Here is a 24915-nt window from a genome sequence, read left to right as displayed (position 1 = left end):
ATTTATATCGCGATATGGCGGTTTTATATAAATTATCTTAATTTAAAAACCGAATAAATCAAGCAACGTACATATATCATGATTTTTATAATATATGTAGCTTGATATAACTATATCCATATTAAATACTTTTTCTGCCGAGGCGACTCGGTATTTTTTATTAAAAAAATGTTAGTTAGAAGGATATCTAAGCGACAGGAGGTGAACTAAAAGTGGAATCACAAAGTATTCTAATTGCCATTGTAGCTATTATGGTTGGCATGGCGGTGGGTTATTTCGTTAGAAGATCCATTGCAGAAGCCAAGATAATCAGTGCTGAAACAGAAGCAAAAAAAATAGTTGAAGATGCTCAACGTCAAGCAGAGGCTAAGAAAAGAGAAGCGATACTGGAAGCAAAAGAAGAAACGATTAAATTTCGAAACGAAGTTGAGAAGGAATATAAAGATCGACGTAATGAATTACAACGGTTAGAAAGACGTCTTACTCAAAAAGAAGAGGTTCTAGATCGTAAAGCTGACGCCATTGAAAAGAAAGAAGATATTTTACAGCGCAAGGAAACTGAAATTGATAAAATTAAAGTAGAAACCGAAAAAACTTTTAAACAACAATTGACTGAGTTAGAGCGCATATCAAATATGACTTCTGAAGAGGCCAGACAAATGTTGCTGGCGGATATTGAAAAAGAAGTCCAGCATGATGCAGCATTAATGATTAAGGATATCGAACATAAGGCGAAAGATGAAGCGGACAAAAGAGCAAGGGATATTATTTCATTGGCTATTCAGCGTTGTGCTGCTGATCACGTTGCTGAGGCCACTGTGTCTGTAGTTGCTTTGCCTAATGACGAAATGAAAGGTCGTATTATTGGACGTGAGGGTCGTAATATCCGATCATTTGAAACGTTAACAGGCATAGATTTAATTATTGACGATACACCAGAAGCGGTGATTGTATCAGGTTTTGACCCGATTCGGCGAGAAGTTGCGCGTATTGCTTTAGAAAAACTGATATCCGATGGACGTATTCATCCGGCTCGAATTGAAGAAATGGTGGAAAAAGCGCAAAAAGATGTAGAGGTACAAATTCGAGAAGCTGGAGAACAGGCTACTTTCGAAACCGGTGTTCACGGTTTACATCCTGAGTTAGTCAAGTTGTTAGGACGCCTAAAGTTTCGTACCAGTTACGGACAAAATGTACTTAAACATTCTATTGAAGTATGTCATTTAGCTGGCTTAATGGCGGCTGAACTGGGAATTGATGTTCAGATTGCTAAACGTGCTGGTTTATTACATGATGTTGGGAAGGCTGTGGATCATGAAGTGGAAGGTCCACACGTTACAATTGGTGTTAATTTGTGCCAAAAATACAAAGAAAGCCCAGAAATTATCCATGCCATTGCTGCCCACCACGGAGATGAAGAACCACAAACCATTGAAGCTGTTCTAGTACAAGCTGCAGATGCGATTTCTGCTGCCAGACCTGGTGCCAGAAGAGAAACGTTAGAGTCCTATATAAAACGTTTGCAGAAACTGGAAGAGATAGCTAATTCTTTTGAAGGTGTGGACAAGTCCTTTGCTATTCAGGCAGGACGGGAAATCCGTATCATGGTTAAACCGGATAAGATAGATGATCTAGGTGCTGTGAGAACTGCACGGGAAATTACCAAACAGATTGAAAATGAATTAGATTACCCAGGACAAATCAAAGTAATAATAATTCGTGAAACCCGTGTGGTTGATTATGCTAAATAAATAATGAAAATAAACGACCCCATTTTATGGGGTCGTTTTTACACTATGTGCGCCCGGCATGGGCATTATCTATAGGGTGAAAGACCCGAGAAATTCTTTGATAAAGTCAACCACGACATATTAATGTCAAGAGTGGCAAAGAGAGTTTCAGACAAGAAAGTGTTACTACTAATTCGCAAATACCTTCAAGCTGGAGTAATGGTTAACGGATGTTGCATAGCAACCGAGGAAGGGGCACCGCAGGGCGGACCCCTGAGCCTGCTATTGGCCAACATCATGCTGAATGACTTAGACTGGGAGCTTTGGAAACGCGGGCATCGATTTGTCAGATACGCAGATGACTGCAACATCTACGTTAAAAGCCGTAGAGCAGGAGAAAGGGTAATGGCGAGTGTCAAAAGATTTGTAGAAGGTAAACTAAAACTCAAGGTCAATATGCAAAAGAGTGCAGTTGACCGACCGTGGAAGAGAAAATTTCTAGGATTTTCATTTACGTCCAACAAAGAACCCAAAATCAGAATATCCCCAAAGACAAAACAGCGATTCATGGACAAAATACGGGAATTAACGAGCCGTAGCAAAAGCCAGTCAATGAACCAAAGAATCAAGAAAATCAACACCTATATAATTGGGTGGATTGGTTATTACAGACTAGCTGATACAAAATCCGTATTTCAATCCCTTGATGAATGGCTACGACAGCGGTTACGAATGTGTTATCTAAAACAATGGAAGAGATCAAAAACGAAAAGAAAGAAGCTGGTGGCGCTAGGTATACCGCAAGAATGGGCAATGCTGATAAGTGGGTCACGTAAATATTATCAGCCTATAGGTGGTGTCAAAGGTTGGATTTTCAAAACACAGAGGATAAGCTGACTACTGATGCAGTAAATTTAATTACTAACATATTGTACCGATATCAGGAAGTAGCAATGGTTAACTTAAAGCCCTTAGATAAAGCTTTACAGATTGGTTTCTGGCTATCAAATAAAGCAGGCAATTTGAATGTGGCTGATATTAAACAACAGCTTATGGAAAATATAGAGGTTTTTAACCTTTTAGATAATAGAAAGCCCACCATCATAAATATTAATCATCAATTTATTGATGACTATATCATGTTAGAAGTAGAGCGGGATTTGGATACGCTAGTGCAGAGGGAAATAACATTAGTTGTATTAAGTTTGCAGCAGTTGGTAAAAAACAATATAATTATTGAAAATACTTATGATGATCAAGTGGATGAAGAAATGCATGAGGACATTATAGATACCATGCTGTTTAGAGTTAAAAATTTAAAGGACAATCCACCGTTACTAGCTTTCCGTGAAGAGGGGCGGGTTTTGGTATATAACAGTAAAAATTAGGGGGATTAACCATTGCGCATTTTAATGATTGGGGACATTGTCGGCCGTGCCGGTCGTAGAGCTGTAAAGGACTGTGTGCCAAGTATAAGAAATGATTTTAACGTTGATTTTGTAATAGCCAATGGCGAAAACGCTGCTGGCGGCAATGGTATAACTAAAGCAATAGCCAATGAACTGTTTTCATATGGTGTGGACATGATGACTATGGGCAACCATGTGTGGAATCAAAGGGAGATATTTACATACATTGCTAAAGAAAATAGAATCATAAGACCGGCAAATTATCCGCCCGGCACACCGGGAAATGGTTACAACTTATATTCCGTTAGCGGAATAAAGGTGGCAGTTATCAATATTTCTGGCAGAGTATTTATGCCAGAAATGGATTGTCCCTTTAGAAAAGTTGATGAGATTTTGCTGGATGTTGGGCAGCAAACCAAAGTAATAGTTGTAGACTTTCATGCGGAAGCTACTTCAGAAAAGGTGGCTATGGGCTGGCATCTAGCCAGCCGGGTAACGGCGGTTGTTGGCACCCATACCCATGTGCAAACCGCTGATGAACGAATTTTACCCGGAGGCACTGCTTATATCACCGATTTAGGTATGACTGGTCCTCGGGATTCGGTCATTGGGGTGCAGAAGGACATAATACTAAAAAAATTTAAAACTGGACTTCCTCAAAGGTTTGAAGTGGCTAATACCGATTATCAATTTAATGCTGTGCTAATAGACATAGATGAGTTAACCGGTGAAGCCACCAACATCACTAGAATATATAATATAGAATAGTTATGTACAGAATTTTGCGAAAAGAAAGAAGGAATATTTTTCTCAATAACGAATATATATTTAATTAGGTAACTTGGAGAATAAGTGATAACAATGCCTTGAGGAGGGTTATAAAAATGGAAGTATTAAAAGTTTCAGCAAAATCCAATCCAAATTCTGTAGCTGGTGCCTTGGCCGGTGTGCTAAGGGAAAATGGTTGTGCAGAAATGCAAGCAATTGGAGCTGGGGCGTTAAACCAAGCCGTAAAAGCAGTTGCCATTGCCAGAGGGTTTGTTGCTCCAAGTGGAATTGACTTAATATGTATCCCAGCCTTTACTGATATTATGATTGATGGTGAGGAAAGAACCGCTATAAAATTAATCGTTGAACCACGTTAGATTTTATACATTTAATTAGTTATTAAATAACCTGTTCATGTCTGACATGGACAGGTTATTTGTTCATTATAAATTGATATATTTTGGGGGGTAATGTTATTGGATAAAGAACTTCATCAATCCACAGTGCTGTTGGATGCCCACTGTGATACCCTACTGAAACTTCATCAACATAAGAAATCATTGGGAGACAATTTAACCAATGGTCATATTGACTTAGGTAAACTAAAGGCTGGGGGAGTGAATGTTCAATTTTTTGCAATATTTATAGATCCTGATTATGGCGAAGCAAGGGGTTGTCAGCGGGCGCTGGAACTTATTGATGTGTACTATCAACAGTGTGACCAATATCAGGATCAGATTGTGCCAGCTACTAGCAGCAACGATATTCGGTTGGCGGTGCAAAATAAACAAATAGCCACTGTTTTAGCCATTGAAGGCGGAGAGGCGTTAGGCGGTAAATTGCATATGCTGAGAATTTACCACCTTTTAGGCGTACGTTGTCTAACGCTAACTTGGAATGGTCGTAATAGTATTGCCGATGGAGTGGGGGAGGGACAAACAAAGAGTGGTCTAACGAAATTTGGTCAATCAGTGGTAAAAGAAATGAACCACTTGGGGATGATAATTGATGTATCACATATTTCTGAAACAGGGTTTTGGGATGTGGTTAAATTAACCCATCAGCCTTTAGTAGCTACCCATTCTAATTGTGCCGCCCTATGTCAGCACCCCCGAAATTTAACAGATCAACAAATTAAAGCAATTGCTGCAACCAATGGAGTAATTGGCATTACTTTAGTACCTCAATTTGTTTCTCCAGAAAAACCAACCATAGAAAGCTATATTGATCACATTGATCATGTGGCTAACTTGTTAGGAAATACTAAACATATTGGTATTGGTACAGATTTTGACGGGGTAGATAAAACAATACCAGAAATATATGACTGCTCTATGTTACCGTTGATTGCGGAAAAACTGCTACATAGAGGGTATTCAAAGGATGATATCAACAATATTCTAAGTGGCAATTTTTTAAGGGTTTTCAGTGACGTGGTGGGGTAAAGCTTAATTGATTTGAGGTGATTATTGTGGCTGCAGATTTGCATATTCATACCACAATCTCTGATGGTACTGATACTCCTGAGCAGATAGTAAAACAGGCTTTGGCTTTGGGTTTAGATGCCATTGCCATTACTGATCACGACATAATGGACGGGGCAATAATAGCCAGTAGAGTAGCCACTGGTAAAAATATCACTGTCTTGTCAGGGGTAGAAATTAGCTGCTATTATAATACTGATGAGGTACACATCCTAGGATATTTTGACCAGGTTGTTAGTTCAGAGCTCACTAAAACCCTTGCGGAAATGCGAAACTTTAGATGGCAAAGGGCTAAGCTGATTGTTGAAAAACTAAAGCATGTTGGCATTAATATTAAGTGGCAGCGGATTCGGGAAATTGCCGGTGACGGTTCTGTGGGCAGGCCCCACATTGCTGATGCCCTGGTGGAAAAAAAGATAGTTCCCAACAGAGAGACTGCCTTTAAAAAATATATTGGCACCGGGTGTCCTGCCTATGTACCGCGTAAAAAGATTAGCCCAATAGAAGCCATTGATTTAATAACTCAGTCCAAGGGGGTTGCGGTATTAGCTCATCCCGGCACAATTAATAGCCAATTTTTTTCACAGATAGGACAATGGATAAAGCATGGATTACATGGCATCGAAGTATGGCATCCCCACCATAGTGTTATGCAATCACAGTATTTTTTAAATCAAGCTAAAGCATTAGATCTGATACCCACCGGCGGATCAGATTATCATGGTTTAAAACATGCCTCTTGTAATAGTTTGGGTGCAGTAACTGCACCTATGGAATCAGTAGAGCGGATAATAGAATTACTTTAAAACGGAGGAAAATCACTATGTTAATTGCTAAACGTATGGACAAATTATCCTCGGCAATATTTGCTGAAATGAATAGCAGAAAGCAACAATTGGAAGCCAAAGGGATGCGAGTAATTAATCTTGGCATTGGCAGTCCAGATCGTAGCCCCGCTCCACATATTATAGAAGCAATGCAAAGGTCTCTACAAATGCCCGATGCCTATACATATCCAATTGGTGGTAAACCTGAATTACATCAGGCGCTGGCCCATTGGTATCAAAGCAGATTTGGTGTTACCCTTAATCCTGAAAACGAAGTTTTGGTGTTGATGGGCTCCCAAGATGGCCTGGCCCATATTGCCATGGCATACATTGATCCAGGCGATATAGCATTGGTGCCTGACCCGGGTTACCCAATTTATTCCGCCAGCATATTGTTGGCCCAGGGCGAAATTGTGCCGATGCCATTGCGGGCGGAAAATAATTTTTTGCCCAATTATGAGGCCATTCCGGAGGATGTGGCCCAAAGGGCGAAACTAATGTGGTTAAATTACCCCAATAATCCGGTGGCAGCAGTGGCAGATTATAATTTCTTTGAGAAAACGGTGACTTTTGCCAAAAAACATGACATTTTGGTTTGTCACGATGTGGCATATTCGGAATTGGCTTTTGATGGTTATCGCCCCATCAGTTTTTTACAAGTACCCGGGGCGAAAGATGTTGGCATTGAGTTTTACTCAACTTCTAAAACCTATAACATGGCTGGTTGTAGATGCGGGTTTGCCGTGGGCAACGCAGAGGTGATTGCAGCCTTGGCTAAGATAAAATCAAATATTGATTATGGTGTTTTCAGCGTGGTACAAGCAGGTGCCATAGCTGCTTTAAACGGCCCCCAGGACTGTGTATTAGAAAACGCCCGAGTATACCAAAAACGTAGAGATATATTGGTAAATGGCTTGGCAGCTATTGGTTGGTACATGCCTAAGCCCCAGGCGTCAATGTTTATCTGGGCACCGCTGCCTGAGGGATATACCAATTCCAAGGAATTTGCCATTGAGTTGTTAGAAACCACAGGGGTGCTAGTGATCCCTGGCAATGCTTTTGGTAACGAAGGGGAAGGCTATGTGCGCATTGCCCTAGTACAACCAGAGGAAGAGCTAAGGGAAGCGGTTAAACGGATTAGCCAACATTACAATTTTAAAAACTAATCAGCTAATGTCTATTTACCCCCATATTTGCATATACTGTTTTTAGATGCTGGTGAGGGGGCGGTGATTTATTGACCGAGAATGAACTAGTTCGCTATCTTCAGCATAGAGTCCAAGAACTGGAAGAAAAGGTTGAACAATTGAGGCTCAGTCGGCGGGTATTAATGAATTTAATCGAGAAAATAGAAAAAGAAAAAAACGACCTTTTCGCTAAACTGGAAAAGGAAAATAAAAAGTTACAAACCAATAATTACAAATATGCAAAATCTTTACTTAATAAAAATAGAATTATTATGGAACTGGAAACTAAGCTAAAGTACCGAACTAATTCTAAATAAAATAGCCAACAAAGGTTTCGTGAAAATATTTAACACGAAACCTTTGTTGGCTATAATTTTTTTAATTCAATTCGTCTGCTTGCTGCAATATTAACAATTCAGGTGGATATTTAATATTACCATTGTGATGTTCTTTGATGAGCACTATCACTGGTAATTCAACATCGGCCTGTTGTGCAAAATAGGCACCTCTGGCACTGTGGATAGAATTTATATAAAAAGCTCGACACAAACTACACCTGGAACCACTTTGTCCACGTTGGATCAGCTTATCCCTTAGCGTGGGCAAAAGTTTATTCACCACCACAAATATTACCCGATGCCATGTTTTTACCTCGCCGGCTAGTTTGCCACAATCGTGTAGTAAAGCTGATCGCAATAATAGGGTCCTGTTAATGCCAGTTTGTTTTTCAAGCAGATGTTGGCAACTATAGGCTACGTTTAAACAGTGTTTTTGGGTGGGTACATCCATGGCCATAAATAAAGCCTGTTCGTTAGGCTGAAGATGTTTCTTTAAGAACAGCTGGTCCTCTTCGGTAATATTACTGAAAATGGCAGAAAAAAACTGTCTAATTCTATTAGTAATCATTGCAGTGGCTTCGTCCTCTCTTACACCTAAATTAATTATATTTCATAAGAAATAATATTCAATAATTCCACTAATATTTAGCAGGAATTTTATCACCTAATATTGAATAACAAAATAGTTTGTTAAAATTATAACAAACTTAATGACCTGTAATGCGCAGGAAGGTGAAATGAAAAGTGAAAAATACCCTAAAAAGTAAATTTATATTGGTACTGGGTGGTGCACGCAGTGGAAAAATTAATTTTGCAGAGAGATTTGCTGCCAATATCTCGGAAAATGTAGCCAATATTGTTACAGCACCGATAACTGAAGAAGAAATGGTCAGGCGAAATCATATTTACAAAGTAAAAAGGCCTGGTCATTGGGTGACCTATGAAGAAACCAGAAATATAGTTCAATTAATGGATAAACTAAAGGATGAACCCCAGGTAATATTGTTAGATTGTTTAACATCATGGTTATCTAACCTGTTAATAAATTCCACTACCTCCTCAACTGGAATCTCATGGCCTGATAAAGAAAATTATATTTTAAAAGAAGTGGAAAAGCTAGGGCGCTTAACAGAAAATTCCTTAGCTACCATTATTGTTGTGGCTAACGAAGTGAGTTGGGGATTAGTGCCAGATAATCGATTGGGTAAAGCTTTTCGTGATGTGGCCGGAGCAGCTAATCAAATATTGGCGCAATACGCTGATGAAGTTTATTTAATTGTGGCAGGGATACCGATAGAAATTAAATCCCTTGCTATCCGGCAAGTTTAATTCATTAATAGGGTAATTCACAGCGGTGCTTGTAACTAATTGGAAAACATGATATAATACAATATATAAATTAATATGGTCGCTGAGTTCTTAATTAAGAAGCGGAGGACCCATTATTTGGGGTGAATCCTTTTATTAGGTAGGGTATTGTCCACCCGAACCCGTCAGCTAACTTCGTAAGCGCTGGATGCTTTAGGCAAATTTATACTATATAAATTTTGCCTTTATTAGAGGTGCATAAACCTCATCGGCGCTTGCGGATGAGGTTTTATTTTTGCCTTTATAAAAAAATAAAAGGGGGAAGTTTATGGCGTTACATCCGATGCCAAAGGGCATTTTAACCGACAAAGAAAAGCGTGGAATAGCATTAAACCGTGCAGAGGAATTGAGATTAAAAATTCTCGACTATTTAAAAGAGAAAGACACTATTAAAACAGGCTTTGATTTACAAGATCAAATTCAACAGCGAAAACAACTGATCCTAGAGGTACTTGGCGCCAGCGAAGAACAATGGAACGATTGGAAATGGCAAATGGCCAATCGAATACGAGATGTAGAAACCCTGGCAAAAATATTTAATATCAACAAACAAGATAGGGACAATATTGAGCAGGTGGGGGCTAAATATCGCTGGGCAATATCTCCATATTATTTGAGTTTATTGCAATATAACTTGGCAGACCCGCTTTGGATGCAATCGGTACCCAGCCGATTGGAATTACAAAATGATTTCGGTACCGACGATCCCATGGGTGAGGAATTTACATCCCCGGCCCCTTGTATAACCAGGCGCTACCCAGATCGGTTGATTATTAATGTTACAAACCAATGCGCAATGTACTGTCGTCATTGCCAACGCAGACGAAATATTGGCGAAATAGACCGAAATAAAAGTAAGCATATGCTGGAAGAGGCGTTGGATTACATTAGAGCTAACAAAGAAATTAGAGATGTGTTAATAACAGGTGGAGATGCTCTTTTGTTATCTGACAATATGTTAGATTGGCTGCTAGGGGAGTTAGATAAAATTGACCATGTAGAAATTAAGCGCCTAGGAACCAGGACATTGGTGACATTGCCACAACGTATTACGCCCCAGTTGTGTGCAATATTAGAAAAACACCCACCCGTATATATCAATTCCCAGTATAATCATCCCAGAGAAATTACTCCTGAGGCAAAGACAGCCTGCGACAGGTTAATTAAAGCAGGTGTGGTCTTAGGCAACCAGGCTGTATTGTTGAAGGGTATCAATAACAATCCACATGTAATGAAAAAGTTAAATCAGCAGTTACTGAAGATTCGCGTTAAGCCTTATTATATCTTCCATGCCAAGGCTGTAACTGGCACCGGTCACTTTATAACTTCAGTAGATGAAGGAATGGAAATAATGGATAAACTGCGAGGTTACACTTCAGGGCTTGCTGTACCTACCTATATAATAAATGCACCAAAGGGTTATGGAAAAACTCCGATATTACCTCAGTATCTGTTAAACAAAGCAGAAAATGAGGTGGTACTGCGCACTTGGGAAAAAAGAGTAATTCATTATCAAACTAAACATTAGTGATATTATATAAGCAGGGATAATTAACTCCCTGCTTTATTAAATCATAAAACCTCCCGATTATTAATAACATGTAGAAATAGTTATTGGGAGGGGTAACGGTGACCTTTGAACAAAAGATGGTCATCATTTTTTTTACTGCCTTAGGAGTGGTTTTAGGGGCATCTTTAATTGGTTCTGCTGCCGCAATATTTGTAAAGCAACCACCGGCAACCACAATGGTAAGATTGGCTGATGAAATAAAGATCTGGGCGATAGTGGCTGCCATTGGCGGCACCTTTACTGCCATTGAGGTGTTGGAATCAGGAATCTTTGATGGCGAGTTTAGAGCGGTGATCAAGCAATTGCTGTACGTATTAAGTGGTTTTGCCGGGGCGCAGATCGGTTATTTTCTAATACTCTATTTGGCTGGTGGCAAACATTGAGTAAAGAGTTAAAGAGAGTTACGGCAGCCCTTTTGATTGGTATAATATTAGGATTAGCTGGAATGAATGCCTATGTCAGTAAAGAATTTGAACGACTTTCCGCAAAAAACAAAGCATTGGAACAACAGGTAAGAAATCAGCTTATGGATTTGGAAGAATTGAAAGCGGAAAAACAGCAAAATAATAAAATAATTAAGGACATCAAAGTCACAGTGGAATTATTCGAAGATAATAATTTGCCAACCTTTGAAAGAACCTCGGTGATTTTAGATGGAGAGAGTAAAATAGACAATTTGTTAATGGATCTTAAAGGTCAAAAGATTAATCACGTCAACTATAATTTAATTCCCAAAATGATAAATGGCAGGGAATTTGTCAGTGAAGGTAGAAGGTATATATTAAACACCAACGTTGTCATTGTAACCGACGAATTACATATCCACGCCACCGCCAGTTTAGTCAAAACCCATTAAGTTATTCTAGTCATAACTGTAGCTGCTTTGGGCAAAATACTAGATATAACTTAAACATGGGAGTGATGGTTGTGGAAGAATTTATTCGTTCGCGGGTACCCTGGACGACAGAACCAAGTTTAGTAACTAAAACTGAAGAGGTTGGCATTAACTTTGACAAATTCATCGATGGACTAAAAAATGACAAAACAGATGCTGAAATGGCTAAAGAATTTGGTGTAACTGAAAAAACTGTGTCCTATTTGAGAGACCATTTTATCACCCATGGCATTGGTTCTACAATGGGTCAAGATTAACAAGGGGGCCTAACAGGCCCTCTTATGTTTCACAGTTGGTGATATTTAGGAGGGAACCTGGTGATTGGCCGCTTACTGTTGTTGTTTTTATTTATCCCCTTTATAGAATTAATGGTGATAATTAAAGTAGGTCATTGGATAGGTCTTTGGCCTACGCTAACTTTACTCATCGCAATGGGTCTATTGGGATTTATTCTGCTCAGATCCCAAGGCCTCACGGTGATTAATAAAATCAAAAGTGATTTATCCAGAGGCGTACCTCCCGGCCAGGGCTTAATGGAAGGATTTCTAATATTAGTGGGGGGGATTTTTTTAATAATTCCCGGCCTAATCAGCGATTTGATGGGTTTAATTTGCGTATTTCCGCCCACCAGAAACAGAATTGGAAACTTGCTTTTTCCATGGCTTATAAATAAGTTTTTTAATAATTCCCGCTGGTATATACACCGCTGGAAATAAAATATTAGCGAAATTTAACTTTAATCACAACATTATGTGTGCTATAATACCAAAATATATAATTTTATTTGCAGAAGGGAGCGGGGAAATTGTATCCCGAAAAATTTGCTAAAGTTGGACTTACATTTGATGATGTGCTATTGGTACCAGGAGCATCGGAAGTACTGCCAAAGGAAGTGGAAACATCCACCTACTTAACCTCAAAAATTAAGCTAAACATTCCACTAATTAGTGCCGCCATGGACACTGTCACAGAGTCAAGAATGGCTATTGCGATGGCCCGTGAAGGTGGAATAGGCGTAATTCATAAGAATATGACCATTGAGGATCAGGCAATAGAAGTTGATCGAGTAAAAAGGTCAGAACATGGGGTAATTTGGGATCCTATTTTCCTGTCACCGGACGATATTATTAACGAAGCGGAATCACTAATGTCTCGTTATCGCATTTCCGGTGTACCCATTACAGAGAATGGTAAACTGGTGGGAATTATAACTAACCGTGATTTAAGATTTATTAAGGACTATAGTGAACCAATTAGAAAATATATGACTAAGGATAATCTTGTCACTGCACCAGTGGGCACCACACTGTTAGAGGCAAAAGAAATTTTAAGACAACATAAAGTGGAAAAACTGCCAATTGTTGATGAAAATTATATGTTAAAGGGCTTAATTACCATCAAAGATATTGAAAAGGCTAAGCAGTTTCCAAAATCTGCAAAGGATGACCGGGGCAGATTATTGGTGGCGGCGGCCGTTGGCGTTGCTGCAGATACACCCGACCGGGTGGCAGCATTAGTGAAGGCAAAGGTTGATGTGCTGATAGTTGATACTGCCCATGGGCATTCCAAGACTGTACTGGAAACAGTGAAATTAATTAAGACCAATTATCCTGAAGTTCAGGTTATTGCAGGCAACGTTGCCACTCCCGAAGCAACTAAAGATCTGATACAAGCTGGCGTGGATGGAGTTAAGGTGGGCATTGGTCCCGGCTCAATATGTACAACCCGGGTGATAGCAGGTGTAGGGGTACCACAAATCACAGCAGTATATGAGTGTGCCCAAGAGGCTAAAAAGCATAACATTCCGGTGATAGCAGATGGTGGTATTAAGTACTCCGGAGATATTTGTAAAGCAATAGCTGCTGGCGGCAGTGTGGTAATGCTGGGCAGTATTTTAGCCGGTACTGAAGAAAGCCCTGGAGAAATAGAAATATTTCAAGGCCGCAGTTATAAAGTTTACCGCGGCATGGGTTCATTGGCAGCAATGAAAAAAGGTAGTAAAGATAGATACTTCCAAGAGGACGCAAAGAAACTGGTTCCAGAAGGAGTAGAGGGCCGGGTGCCCTATAAAGGCTCGTTATCCGATACGGTGTTCCAGCTAATGGGCGGATTAAGGGCTGGAATGGGTTATTGTGGTTGTCGTAATATTGATGAAATGCAATCCAAAACTAAATTTATTCGCATAACAAACGCTGGTTTAAAAGAGAGTCACCCCCATAGTGTGAACATAACAAAAGAATCGCCAAACTATAGTTTTTAATAAAGGATTAAAAACCAAATAGTGTTAGAGTATAATAAAAAACCCGAGCACCGCTCGGGTTTTTTATTAGCATTCATTATTAAAAAAACTTACTGCGGAAAGTCAACTCCTCAAACCGCTGGATTGCCTCTTTGGGAACATTTTTGCCAGGTCGTACCATAAGAACGTTGGCAGGATGTTCTAGTATGTCTGGATCATCGGTGGCGCGTTTTTTTAATCCAACACTTGAAAAAAGTTTAGTTAACATTCGTTGATAATCCCACATTGTTAAGCCACTGCTGCGCAAATCCCAATGCCAACAATACTCAATGGTGATTATAATAAAATCTTCTATAAAGGCGTCATTAAAGGCCTGTTGCAATAAATGTTGAGCCACTTTATACTTGCGCCAACTGCGACTGACCTCAATGGCTCCCAGCTCTAACACCCAAGGATGTTTATGCCACCGGCTGTACTCATCTGGGTGATGAAAAGTAACGTAGCCAATAATTTCTTGGTCATAGCGCGCCAGAAAAACCCTGCCATTTGGCAACTCTGTAATAGTAGCCAATGCTTCTTGTTGCCGATTCGCTGGCCGAAAATTATTCAGCTCCCGGTGCATCGATAGCCGTTGCACATAGTTTTTAGTAACCGGACCTTCTAAATGAATTACTCCTCTGGGAGTAAAGATTAATCCATTGGCCACCTTAATATCCTTTTCGTTTACAGATTCCTTAGGATCATAAAAAATCATGCTCAATCCCCATCACCTTTAATGTGAATTTATTCACTAATATATAAACTTTTTATGCTTTTTCGCAATCTTATAATTAGATACTTTCCTTTCATTATATTCTAATAGCTATGGTGATTTCAACACCATAATTATAATTATAATTTTAAAAGTATAACTCATGGCGTTGATAGTAATAAAATAAATGTAAAAGAATGATGGAAAAAAATGGATGATTTATTTGGTTATGTGCAGGGATATAGTGGTATTTAAATGAATATATATAAAGATTGTTTTTGGAAAAATAAACCATCTAGCGTTGGGAAAGGGATGATAGTAAGGTGAACGGTAAGCTCAGCTCTCTAACCGATGAATTGAAAAAAACATTATTCTTTTTTGATGGTATCACTGCCATTGACGCTGCCACATACGTCCACCATAAAATGTTACAGGACTACAGTCTGCTTCAAGTGGAAGAGAAGGTGAATCTATGTCTAAAGCAAAACCCATGTTTTACTGTAGATAATAATAATTTGTGGCGGCTTTGTATAGAAGGGTCAGAAGAAAATGATAGTTTTTATAAAACTTTGTTGAAAAAAAAGGAACCGATAAGTTTACGTGATGTCATAAAGAACAGTAAAACTAAGAAAGCAAAGGTTACAAAAAAATTAGCGGAGGAAGCTGCATTGGTAACCGATGCACGTTTTGTTCAATTGGAAAATGGCAATTGGGGCTTGACGGAATGGTATTTTGAACCGGAACAATATTCGATAAAACATTTGGTAATTAAAGCTTTTAAAATTCATGCTAATGGTGCATCATTGGCCCAATTGCATGAAACAGTTAACGAATGGCGGAATACAACACCACAAGTAATACAGCAATTGTTATTAAAATTTCCCTATTTTGAACAGATAAATAAAGAATTATATACATATAATGAAAAAATACATTTGGCCCACGATAGAATGGTCAGACGTTACCTTAACCTGTTAAAAGCACAAAAACAAAAGTGGCAATATGATCGTGAGAAATTAAACATCAAAATCAATAATCTAAAAAAGCACATTGATGAAATTTCATCTGCCCAAAAGGAAGCAGCGGCAGCATTGGCAGAAAGAGCCAATGTTATAGATCAATACCACAACCTTTCTACCCAATTGTCAGAGAAAGACCTGTTATTATCTATGCGTAAAAAGGAGATTCTAAGATACCGCGAGCAACTGGCTAAATTGGAATCTAAAGCAAACAGTATTTTATACCAATGTCGATTATGGGTGCGAAGGGCTAAGGATAAAGAGATGGAAGTTGCTGCCCTTAAAAAATATAACGAAAAGAATCAAACTAGCCTGGAAACGATGTTTTCTAAACTACACCAATATAAAGAGCGAGATCGTGAAAACAAGGCAAAAATGGCCGAACTAAAGGAATATTACACCAATCGTATTGCTGAATTACAAACTGAAATAGTTGAACTAAAACAACAATTAGAACGAACCAAAGAAAATAGCCAATATGAAGAAAGAAAACTTTATCAAGACATTAATCATATGTCTAATGATTTAAAAGAAACACTGGAACGTGCTGAAGAGTTGCAAAAGGCGGTACGCTTATTGGAGCAGGAACTGGAAAAAAGTAAAGAAAGTAAAATGCGACTGGAAAGTAAATTGCGCCCATTACCCGTTAGATTAGTAATAAAAATTTGTAGCTTATTTAAGCCCGAATAAACCGCCATTGGCGGTTTATTTATATTTCATTTATTATATTATTGGTTCTTTTTGACAACTGTGATTATGTTTTATACAATAACTTAATAACATTGTGGAATTTTTGTTACTTAAGTTATTAAATCTAAATAAATGGGGTGGATAATAATGAATCTAACGGAAAAAACTATAACCTCTCAAATGATTCATAAAGGAAAAGTAGTTAACTTGAGAGTTGATTCAGTTGAATTGCCCAATGGAAAAATTGGTTCTAGAGAAGTGGTTGAACATGTGGGCGCAGTGGCGGTTGTGCCAATAACCGACGATGGTGACCTAATAATGGTAAGACAATATCGTTATCCTGTTCAAGAAATATTGTTAGAAATACCGGCTGGTAAATTAGATGCCGGGGAAGATCCTAAGCGCTGTGTGGAAAGAGAACTACTGGAAGAAACCGGTATGGTGGCCGAAAACTGTAGGCTGTTATTTAGCATGTATAGCAGTCCCGGATTTAGCAATGAAATTTTGCATATATATTTAGCTGAAAATTTAACCTATCAAGGGCAGCATTTGGATGAGGATGAGTTTTTACAAGTAGAGAAAATAACCCTAGACCAAGGGATAGAGATGATATATAACGGTAAAATAAAAGATGCCAAAACAATTGCCGGCATCTTGGCCCTGAAACAATTTAAAAAGTGATACATTGATATTAAACAGCAAAAACCCCTTATTTAAGTTATGGCCGTTGCCATATACTTTAATAAGGGGGTTTAATTTTTTTTACATTTCTGGTGATGCCATTTTATTGGGCTGAGTTTTCCTGCGTAATGTTGCCAGCTCTAACGGTGAGAGGAGAGGTATTTTTCCACTAAAATCATGCCGCCACTTATTTTTGCTATTTCAGGATACTGGGGTTCCTCTTCCGGTGACCTCACAATGGCAGTATCTATGCGCAGTTGCGTTGGACATAGGCGATTGGCAATTACCTTTGCTTTGCCATTACCGGTGGCACCAGCATGTACTACTCCGCTACAACGTCCCAAAACGATAATGCTACCGCCGGCAGTTATCTCAGCGCCGGCATTAACATCACCCAATACCACCACGTGACCATGATACCTAATGCTTTGTCCCGAGCGGAGAGTGCGTTTAACCAATAAAGTTTGTTGTTCATCCGGTGGTGATTTCTTTTTTTGATTGTCAACATTAGCTTCGCTGGGATTGGGCATCGTGGGCATTTCAATAGGTTCTTCGGTGGGAATTAGCCCATAATTTGTACAGATCATTTCTAATTCCGATATTTGTTCTTGTAAAAAATTTTGTTCGTGGTGTAGAGTAAACTTAGCTCCTTTAAAAAAGCCTTTGGCAGATTCCATTTTTTTCTGTAAGTAATCTTTTATATCCTCAAAATTAGCATTGGAATCAAATTTAATGATTAATCCTTTACGGGTTCCTTTAATATTTACCGGTTCTTCCATACATACCCCTACTTTCGTGATCTATAGATAAATTTTCGACTTGGGATGACTATTTCCTTCCTGGGATGTGAAAATCTTTAAGATAACAGCAATTTTCTAATGCAGCGATAAATATAATCTAAATTGAGAAGGAGATTCTTAATTGTCAGCGAAGTATTAAGAATTATCAATCAATGAATTAGATGGTTAATTGTCAAAAATATGACAACTGGTATAGAATGGAGGGTATATATGACTAAAGGTCAACACAACATGACGAATTATGAGGAGGAGTACCAGAACTTTCAGTGGAACATTCCCGAATACTTTAATTTTGCTAGCGATGTCGTTGATAAATGGGCTGAGGATCCGGAAAAACTAGCTTTAATTTGGTTAGACGACTATGGTGCAGAAATAAAGTTTACCTTTAAAGAAATTAAAGAGCAGTCCTGTAAACTTGCCAACGTGTTAAAACAAAACGGGGTAAAAAAAGGAGATCGAGTAATTCTAATTTTGCCGCGCTTAATTGAATGGTGGCAAGCAATGATTGCCTGTTTGCGACTGGGTGCCATCATTAGCCCGGGAACTGTTCAATTAACTGCAAAGGATATTGAATATCGCATCAAAACATCAGAAGCAGTGGCAATTATTACTGACGATACTAATGCCAGTAAAGTTGACGAAATTGAAATGAATTGTCCAACCCTTAAAGCAAAGTTAGTTGTTGGCGAAAGGGATGGTTGGATCAATTATAAGTCAGCTGTGGCTGGTGCTGATATCAATTTCAAAACCGCCAACACTAAGGGGGACGACGGTGCACTGTTATTTTTCACTTCAGGCACCACTGGCCATCCTAAAATGACACTACATACTCATATTAGTTATCCCTTTGCTCATAAAAATACTGGCAAATATTGGCTGGATCTGCGGGAGGATGACTTACACTGGAACCTCTCTGATACTGGTTGGGCTAAAGCAGGATGGAGCAGTCTGTTTGGGCCTTGGCACCAAGGAAGTTGTTTGTTTATACATCATGAAATTGGTAAATTTAAGCCCAAAAGAATGCTTGAATTGTTGGAGAAATATCCAATAACCACCCTTTGTGCGGCTCCGACAATTTATCGCATGCTGGTGCTGGAAGATTTGTCCCAGTATAAATTTACTACCTTAAGACACTGTGTTGGAGCAGGGGAACCATTGAATGCCGAGATTGTTGAGGTGTGGAAGAAATATACCGGCCTAACAATTAGGGATGGATATGGACAAACCGAAACGGTGTTGGTGCTTGGCAATTTCCCATGCTTAGAGGGTAAGCTGGGGTCGATGGGTAAACCCGCACCGGGTTTTAATATTGCAATAATCGACGAGACCGGTACAGAATTGTCTGCAGGTAAAGAGGGAGATATAGCGATAGAAATTGAGCCCCACAGACCTGCGGGTATTTTTAAAGAATATTGGAAAGACCCCATGAAAACGTTAGCCAGTAAAAGGGGACGCTGGTATGTCACTGGCGATCGGGGAGTAAAGGATGAGGATGGCTATTTCTGGTTTGTTGGCCGTGCTGATGATGTAATCCTGGCTTCTGGTTACCGCATTGGCCCCTTTGAAGTGGAAAGTGCATTAATAGAACACCCAGCGGTGGCTGAATCAGCAGTTGTGGCCAGCCCTGATGAACTGAGGGGTGAAATTGTTAAAGCCTTTGTTGTCTTGGCACCAGGCTATGAACCCTCTATTGAGTTAATTAAAGAGTTACAGACACATGTGAAAAACACAACTGCCCCTTACAAGTATCCGCGCGAAATCGAGTTTATAGATGAACTACCAAAAACAGTCAGTGGTAAAATCCGGCGGGTACAATTGAGACAGATGGAGAGAATGAAAAAGGATTTTCCGCCTTTGCGATAACCTGTATTCTAAACTAGATAAAACCCGAGGTAACTCGGGTTTTATCTATCGTGATTATTGTTTTGAGTTTTCTATAAACTCACCAATGGCGTTGAGTATCACATCGTTAATGGTTTGCCCTCGCTCTGTTGCTATGGTGGCAATTTGTAATGTTACCCTGGGCGGAATAAAAAGTTCAATTTTATCTAACACGGGTTGATCTAACGCGTGTTTTTTATCCATAAAAACACCTCCTGTGGCATCATATGCTGTAACCTTTTTATTCGTTAAGTTTTCTAATATATTTTTCAAAGAAAATAAGGCCAGTTTTAACTAAACGGACCTTTTATTAAAAGCATATTATATTAGATAATTTAAATTATTTGCTATTGGATAAATCATTATCGCCGTCTAAAGGTAATGCATTGTACTCCATATATTGTGGTTGTTGCACATTTTCTTTTGTGGTTAAACCTACCCCTTGGGCCCGGGGTAAGCTTTTCATTTGTCGCTGGGCTTCAATTATACTAGTATGAAATGATTCCATTCCACGACGCATGATGCGAATTGTGTTGGAAATTCCTTCTATTATATTTAATGCTTCTTCCAGTTGCTTTTCAACACCAGGCCTTGACATCAGAGCCATTATAGTTACCTGTTGCAGCATTGGATCGTTTAGATTTAATGGAGCGCTAGCAAATGGTGGCCTATTATGTGGTTTGTTATTATTAACGCCATGCAAAATGAGTAACCTCCCTCCAATTTATGCCATCAATACATCATACGACAATTATACTGGTTTTGTTACTAAAACTTTTTCAGATTGCAACTTAGGTATAATTTATAGCAAAAGAATTCATTTTACATATATGGTAATTTGGACTACATAAAAATATTTTATGATCAGCATTAATCCTGTCGAGATGGATGTTTTTTTAGGGTAAATTTTATCAGGCTAACGACAAAAGAAGTCATCATCTCCAAAGGGAATATTGACAAAAATATTGAAACCGATATATAGAGATTGCAAGGCGGGAGGAGTAAAATGTTAACTTTGAGAGAGACACTATTAAGGGCTAATGATTTTCAACAGCAGGCACTGCAAGTTAATCTAGAATTTGAAAAAATTATAAAAATAGCTGGAATTACAAAAATATTAGAACAAGATCCACAAAAAATAATTAATGCCGCAAAAGAAGGCAAAATACCTTTTGTTGGTGAAAACGGTGCTCTAAATATTTTAAAGTTAAAAAAACAGTTGCTGGAATTACAAAATATGTTTTATGATTTTTCGGAATTTCTTGAGCCAATAGATCTATTGCCATATTTAGAGCAAAAGGAATATCGGTATGTTATGACTAAAGCCAGAGAAAACAACCAAGACTTAGCATCTGCTTGCAGGATTGGAAACATAATGTTTGCCACAATTTTACGGGAGATTGTGCCGGATAAAAATAGGTGGAGTTTAATGATGTACCGTATCAAAGCAAAATGGCGAAAACAAAACATAAAACGGGTAGTATAGGTATACGGAAAAAAACCTCTGTTTATACTAACAGAGGTTTTTTTGTTTGCAGTTGTCAGGTTTACTATAATTTTTCATACATTATATTTAACTCGAAAGCCATAATAATGACAGAGCCAACCAAAAACAATAAATTAAAAAGGAGGCGATATTTAATGGCTCGTAATAGTAATCAACCTGTTAAGGCTGGTGCAGCCAGCGCCCTTGATCAAATGAAGTATGAAATTGCTGGAGAACTGGGAATTAGCAACTATCAACAAATGGACAAAGGTCAACTGCCCAGCCGTGTTAACGGTTATGTTGGTGGTAATATGACTAAAAGATTGGTAGCTTTTGCTGAGCAAGCATTAGCCAGTGGTCAAGTAGCTCAAGTAACAAATCAAAATGTAGAGTTGGAAACCCCTCAACAATCATAAACCCATACACGACTAGGGCAGTAGACATAAGCTAACAATAGGCAGGTGTCTATTGAACCCGAAGGAATTCGGAAACCGCTCATAAGGGCGGTTTCTTTTATTTCCCGCAATTATTATTCGCTTAAATTTGTGAATTATACAACTTAATGACATAAATAAACATTTATATAAATAAATATCAGAAGGAAAAATATTACAATTATGGAATTATATAAGTGGGTATATCAAATGGAAGCGGTGATGTTATTGAAGGTATTTCCAATAGATGACTACAGCTTATATCTATTTCATGAAGGGACTAACTACCGCAGTTACCAATTACTTGGGGCACATATAATCAATGATTGCAAAACCAGTGGAGTTAGGTTTGCCCTTTGGGCACCCAATGCCAGAGAAATTAGTGTGGTGGGGGATTTTAACAACTGGCAGGGCGGCAAACATAAAATGCAAAAAGTAAATAAATTAGGCATCTGGTCAACCACCATTGCAGGATTAAAAACTGGAAATTTATACAAATATGAAATAATCACTGACGGCGGTGAAGTTATTATAAAAGCTGACCCCTTTGCTTTTTTCAGTGAACTAAGGCCCCATACTGCCTCGGTAATTTACAATTTAGCCGATTATAACTGGCAGGACCAGAGTTGGCAGCATCTTAAAAAAACTGCCAATGTATACCAACAACCAATACTAATATATGAAGTACACTTGGGTTCTTGGAAACGTGATGATGACAATAACTTTTTAAATTATCGTCAATTAGCCAAACAATTAGTGGATTATGTGGTTGAAATGGGTTATACCCACATAGAATTGTTGCCCGTTAGTGAGCATCCTTTGGACGATTCTTGGGGTTACCAAACCACCGGTTATTATTCAGCCACCAGTCGTTATGGAACACCCCATCAATTAATGTACTTAATTGATCAATGCCATCAACGGGGTGTTGGTGTCATTTTAGATTTGGTTTTGGGTCATTTTTGCAAAGATAGTCATGGGTTAAGGTGTTTTGACGGTACGGCCGTATATGAAAATGATAACTTGCTGAAGAGTGAAAACCATCAGTGGGGTACCGCTAATTTTGATTTTACCAAACCTGAGGTTTGGAGCTTTTTAATCTCTAACGTTGTTTTTTGGCTAGATATTTATCATATTGATGGTGTCAGACTGGACGCAGTGGCCAATATGTTGTACTTAGATTATGCTAAGGAGCCTGGGCAGTGGGTCTCCAATAAGTACGGCGGTAACGAGAATTTAGAGGCAGTTGCATTCCTAAAAAGACTTAATGAAGTGATTTTTAAATACTTTCCCAACACTTTGGTAATGGCTGAAGAATCCAGCCAATGGCCACTGGTTACAAAACCGACTTATGTCGGCGGCTTGGGGTTTAATTTTAAATGGAATATGGGCTGGATGAACGATATTTTAAAATACATGGATTTGGATCCGGTAAACAGAAAATGGCATCATAATCAACTTACTTTTTCATTTATGTACACCTATGCTGAGAACTATGTTCTGCCTTTGTCCCATGACGAAGTTGTCCATGGTAAAAAATCATTATTAGATAAAATGCCCGGAGATTATTGGCAAAAATTTGCTAATTTAAGGTTGCTGTTTGGTTATATGATGGCTCATCCTGGTAAAAAGTTGCTATTCATGGGAGCAGAATTTGGCCAATTTGCTGAGTGGCAATTTGACAAATGTTTAGATTGGCAATTGTTGAATTATGAGCTGCACAACAAAACGCATAATTATGTAAAAGCACTCAATCACTTCTATCGGAATCAACGATGCCTGTGGGAATTAGATCATGAAGAAAAGGGGTTAGAATGGATTGATGCCAATGATTACAACCAAAGCATAATTACATTTGTGCGTAGAGGTAAAGGTATTAATGATTACCTAATTGTTATTTGTAATTTTACTCCAGTTGTGAGAGAAAAATATCGCATTGGGGTACCGGAACCAGGTACATATATAGAGGTTTTTAACAGCGATTTAGAAGTCTATGGAGGATCCAATAACAGCAATGATTGTGTAATGACAGCCTGCGATGTGCCGTGGCATAACAGATGCTACTCCATTGAAGTTAAAATACCACCTTTAGCTGTGCTGTATTTAAAGCCAGACTTAAATGACTTTAAGAGGTGAAGACGGTGAGAAAAAAAGAATGTGTGGCGATGCTCTTGGCTGGGGGACAGGGTAGTAGATTGGGAGTGTTAACTAAAAATTTAGCTAAACCAGCACTCCCTTTTGGTGGCAAATTCAGGATTATCGATTTCCCTTTAAGCAACTGTTATAATTCTGGCATTGACACAGTGGGTGTGCTGACGCAGTATCAGCCGTTGGCATTAAATTCATATATCGGTATAGGAAGCCCTTGGGATTTAGATCGAAAAAATGGCGGAGTTACTTTGCTGCCGCCATTTTTAAAAGAAAAGGGGGGAGAATGGTACAAAGGCACAGCAAATGCCATTTACCAGAATATTAATTATCTAGACCAGTATCACCCAAAGTATGTGCTGATATTGTCCGGAGATCATATTTACAAAATGGATTACTCATTAATGCTTAATTTTCATAAACATAATACCGCAGAAGTGACCATTGCAGTTATAGAAGTGCCTTGGCAGGAGGCTGGTAGATTTGGTATTTTGAATACCGATGATGAGGGTAGAATTATTGATTTTGAAGAAAAGCCAAAACATCCGCAAAGTAATTTAGCTTCCATGGGCATATATATGTTTAACTGGCCATTGCTTAAGGAATATCTACAAGAGGATGAACTGGACCCTCATTCCAGTAATGACTTTGGCAAGAATATCATCCCCAAAATGATTAATTGTGGCCACCGGGTTTATGCTTTTCGGTTCTCTGGTTATTGGAAGGATGTGGGCACGGTACAAAGTTTATGGGAAGCCAATATGGACTTATTAACAGATGAACCAAAGTTAGATCTTGATGACAGAAAATGGAGAATTTTTTCGGTTAACCCCGCCCACCCCCCCCACTTTGTTGCCAAATCTGCCAACATTAGTAGCTCGTTGGTTAATGAAGGATGCGTAATAATGGGCACTGTGCAGCATTCAGTATTATTTGCCGGTGTCTCTGTTGGCGAAGGCACCATCATCAAAGACTCAATTATTATGCCAAACGTTAAAATCGGATCCAACGTCAACATTCATAAAGCAATAATATGTGAAGATACCATTATTAGGGATGGCTGTTATATTGGTAAAAGTGCTACTGACGAAGGGATTACCATAGTGGGAGAAAATATTATTATTCCTAACGACACCATTATTCCCAGTAATGAAACGGTTAGTATAGCAAACTTAAAAAAATACGTCATGGCAGATGAGGAGATATGACG

The 24915-nt window shown here is 38.7% G+C and carries 28 protein-coding genes, 1 pseudogene and 1 riboswitch; of the genes and pseudogenes, 24 read left to right on the top strand and 5 right to left on the bottom strand.

The features are described from left to right. The first annotated feature begins 212 nt into the window (after positions 1-212). From rny to V6C27_04430, 10 genes and pseudogenes are all read left to right on the top strand, one after another. Positions 213-1751, top strand: coding sequence for a ribonuclease Y (gene rny / locus V6C27_04475; protein ID MEG6615682.1), 1539 nt, complete (start codon positions 213-215; stop codon positions 1749-1751). Positions 1752-1850: 99 nt separating this feature from the next. Then, a pseudogene (locus V6C27_04470) lies at positions 1851-2228 on the top strand (reverse transcriptase domain-containing protein). A 69-nt stretch (positions 2229-2297) separates the two neighbouring features. Further along, positions 2298-2627, top strand: a complete 330-nt coding sequence (locus V6C27_04465) for a group II intron maturase-specific domain-containing protein (protein ID MEG6615681.1) — start codon at positions 2298-2300, stop codon at positions 2625-2627. Beyond that, positions 2597-3118: a hypothetical protein gene (locus V6C27_04460; protein MEG6615680.1), complete on the top strand. Its 522-nt coding sequence runs from the start codon at positions 2597-2599 to the stop codon at positions 3116-3118. Before V6C27_04465 ends, V6C27_04460 begins: the two co-directional genes overlap by 31 nt. 12 nt (positions 3119-3130) lie before the next feature. Then, on the top strand, positions 3131-3907 hold the full coding sequence (locus V6C27_04455) for a TIGR00282 family metallophosphoesterase (protein ID MEG6615679.1): 777 nt from the start codon (positions 3131-3133) through the stop codon (positions 3905-3907). Positions 3908-4023: 116 nt separating this feature from the next. Next, positions 4024-4284 carry a stage V sporulation protein S gene (locus V6C27_04450; protein MEG6615678.1) on the top strand — a complete coding sequence of 87 codons (261 nt, stop codon included), beginning with the start codon at positions 4024-4026 and terminating at the stop codon, positions 4282-4284. Positions 4285-4383: 99 nt separating this feature from the next. Next, positions 4384-5352: a dipeptidase gene (locus tag V6C27_04445; GenBank protein MEG6615677.1), complete on the top strand. Its 969-nt coding sequence runs from the start codon at positions 4384-4386 to the stop codon at positions 5350-5352. Between the two features lie 26 nt (positions 5353-5378). Further along, on the top strand, positions 5379-6197 hold the full coding sequence (locus V6C27_04440; GenBank protein ID MEG6615676.1) for a PHP domain-containing protein: 819 nt from the start codon (positions 5379-5381) through the stop codon (positions 6195-6197). Positions 6198-6214: 17 nt separating this feature from the next. Further along, entirely contained in the window at positions 6215-7384 is a 1170-nt protein-coding gene (locus V6C27_04435; protein MEG6615675.1) for an LL-diaminopimelate aminotransferase, read from the top strand. 71 nt (positions 7385-7455) lie between these two features. Then, the gene (locus tag V6C27_04430) at positions 7456-7722 is read left to right on the top strand and encodes a translation initiation factor 2 (protein ID MEG6615674.1); all 267 of its coding nucleotides are present in this window, start codon (positions 7456-7458) and stop codon (positions 7720-7722) included. Between the two features lie 61 nt (positions 7723-7783). Here the strand turns inward: V6C27_04430 and V6C27_04425 are convergent, their stop codons facing one another. Next, complete coding sequence (locus tag V6C27_04425) at positions 7784-8311, bottom strand: HD domain-containing protein (protein ID MEG6615673.1); 528 nt, start codon at positions 8309-8311, stop codon at positions 7784-7786. A gap of 176 nt (positions 8312-8487) precedes the next feature. Here V6C27_04425 and cobU point away from each other — a divergent pair, with 176 nt between their 5' ends. From cobU to guaB, 7 genes are all read left to right on the top strand, one after another. After that, positions 8488-9072 carry a bifunctional adenosylcobinamide kinase/adenosylcobinamide-phosphate guanylyltransferase gene (gene cobU, locus V6C27_04420; protein ID MEG6615672.1) on the top strand — a complete coding sequence of 195 codons (585 nt, stop codon included), beginning with the start codon at positions 8488-8490 and terminating at the stop codon, positions 9070-9072. Positions 9073-9142: 70 nt separating this feature from the next. Beyond that, a riboswitch (cyclic di-AMP (ydaO/yuaA leader) is annotated at positions 9143-9267 on the top strand. 112 nt (positions 9268-9379) lie between these two features. Further along, positions 9380-10639 (top strand): glutamate 2,3-aminomutase, encoded by a 1260-nt coding sequence (gene eam / locus V6C27_04415; GenBank protein ID MEG6615671.1) that lies wholly within the window; start codon positions 9380-9382, stop codon positions 10637-10639. A 101-nt stretch (positions 10640-10740) separates the two neighbouring features. Beyond that, positions 10741-11064 (top strand): YtrH family sporulation protein, encoded by a 324-nt coding sequence (locus tag V6C27_04410; protein MEG6615670.1) that lies wholly within the window; start codon positions 10741-10743, stop codon positions 11062-11064. Further along, positions 11061-11537: a hypothetical protein gene (locus V6C27_04405; protein MEG6615669.1), complete on the top strand. Its 477-nt coding sequence runs from the start codon at positions 11061-11063 to the stop codon at positions 11535-11537. Before V6C27_04410 ends, V6C27_04405 begins: the two co-directional genes overlap by 4 nt. Positions 11538-11608: 71 nt before the next feature. Further along, positions 11609-11833 carry a helix-turn-helix domain-containing protein gene (locus V6C27_04400; protein MEG6615668.1) on the top strand — a complete coding sequence of 75 codons (225 nt, stop codon included), beginning with the start codon at positions 11609-11611 and terminating at the stop codon, positions 11831-11833. 60 nt (positions 11834-11893) lie between these two features. Further along, positions 11894-12292: an FxsA family protein gene (locus tag V6C27_04395; protein ID MEG6615667.1), complete on the top strand. Its 399-nt coding sequence runs from the start codon at positions 11894-11896 to the stop codon at positions 12290-12292. An 89-nt stretch (positions 12293-12381) separates the two neighbouring features. Further along, positions 12382-13836, top strand: coding sequence for an IMP dehydrogenase (gene guaB / locus V6C27_04390; protein ID MEG6615666.1), 1455 nt, complete (start codon positions 12382-12384; stop codon positions 13834-13836). 79 nt (positions 13837-13915) lie between these two features. Here the strand turns inward: guaB and V6C27_04385 are convergent, their stop codons facing one another. After that, on the bottom strand, positions 13916-14569 hold the full coding sequence (locus tag V6C27_04385) for a GNAT family N-acetyltransferase (protein ID MEG6615665.1): 654 nt from the start codon (positions 14567-14569) through the stop codon (positions 13916-13918). Between the two features lie 320 nt (positions 14570-14889). On the opposite strand from V6C27_04385, the gene V6C27_04380 reads away from it, so the two are divergent. Together V6C27_04380 and V6C27_04375 are read left to right on the top strand one after the other, a co-directional pair. Beyond that, positions 14890-16275 carry a phage-shock protein gene (locus tag V6C27_04380; protein MEG6615664.1) on the top strand — a complete coding sequence of 462 codons (1386 nt, stop codon included), beginning with the start codon at positions 14890-14892 and terminating at the stop codon, positions 16273-16275. A gap of 147 nt (positions 16276-16422) precedes the next feature. Further along, entirely contained in the window at positions 16423-16956 is a 534-nt protein-coding gene (locus tag V6C27_04375; protein ID MEG6615663.1) for an NUDIX hydrolase, read from the top strand. Between the two features lie 140 nt (positions 16957-17096). Here the strand turns inward: V6C27_04375 and minC are convergent, their stop codons facing one another. Then, complete coding sequence (minC, locus tag V6C27_04370; GenBank protein MEG6615662.1) at positions 17097-17735, bottom strand: septum site-determining protein MinC; 639 nt, start codon at positions 17733-17735, stop codon at positions 17097-17099. 231 nt (positions 17736-17966) lie between these two features. On the opposite strand from minC, the gene V6C27_04365 reads away from it, so the two are divergent. Next, on the top strand, positions 17967-19619 hold the full coding sequence (locus V6C27_04365; protein MEG6615661.1) for an AMP-binding protein: 1653 nt from the start codon (positions 17967-17969) through the stop codon (positions 19617-19619). A 54-nt stretch (positions 19620-19673) separates the two neighbouring features. Here the strand turns inward: V6C27_04365 and V6C27_04360 are convergent, their stop codons facing one another. Both V6C27_04360 and V6C27_04355 read right to left on the bottom strand, forming a co-directional pair. Next, positions 19674-19841, bottom strand: a complete 168-nt coding sequence (locus V6C27_04360) for a hypothetical protein (protein MEG6615660.1) — start codon at positions 19839-19841, stop codon at positions 19674-19676. A gap of 136 nt (positions 19842-19977) precedes the next feature. Further along, the gene (locus V6C27_04355; protein ID MEG6615659.1) at positions 19978-20340 is read right to left on the bottom strand and encodes a hypothetical protein; all 363 of its coding nucleotides are present in this window, start codon (positions 20338-20340) and stop codon (positions 19978-19980) included. A 303-nt stretch (positions 20341-20643) separates the two neighbouring features. Here V6C27_04355 and V6C27_04350 point away from each other — a divergent pair, with 303 nt between their 5' ends. From V6C27_04350 to V6C27_04335, 4 genes are all read left to right on the top strand, one after another. Then, positions 20644-21123, top strand: coding sequence for a hypothetical protein (locus V6C27_04350; GenBank protein ID MEG6615658.1), 480 nt, complete (start codon positions 20644-20646; stop codon positions 21121-21123). 155 nt (positions 21124-21278) lie between these two features. Continuing rightward, positions 21279-21539: an alpha/beta-type small acid-soluble spore protein gene (locus tag V6C27_04345; protein ID MEG6615657.1), complete on the top strand. Its 261-nt coding sequence runs from the start codon at positions 21279-21281 to the stop codon at positions 21537-21539. Positions 21540-21740: 201 nt separating this feature from the next. Next, positions 21741-23693 carry a 1,4-alpha-glucan branching protein GlgB gene (gene glgB, locus V6C27_04340; GenBank protein ID MEG6615656.1) on the top strand — a complete coding sequence of 651 codons (1953 nt, stop codon included), beginning with the start codon at positions 21741-21743 and terminating at the stop codon, positions 23691-23693. Between the two features lie 5 nt (positions 23694-23698). Continuing rightward, complete coding sequence (locus tag V6C27_04335; protein ID MEG6615655.1) at positions 23699-24913, top strand: glucose-1-phosphate adenylyltransferase; 1215 nt, start codon at positions 23699-23701, stop codon at positions 24911-24913. Positions 24914-24915 lie beyond the last annotated feature (2 nt).

This window comes from Peptococcaceae bacterium 1198_IL3148 (assembly GCA_036763105.1).
GTDB lineage: Bacteria > Bacillota > Desulfotomaculia > Desulfotomaculales > Desulfohalotomaculaceae > JBAIYS01.
Note: the sequence above shows the minus strand (reverse complement) of the source record. Positions and strands in the feature narration are given on the sequence as shown.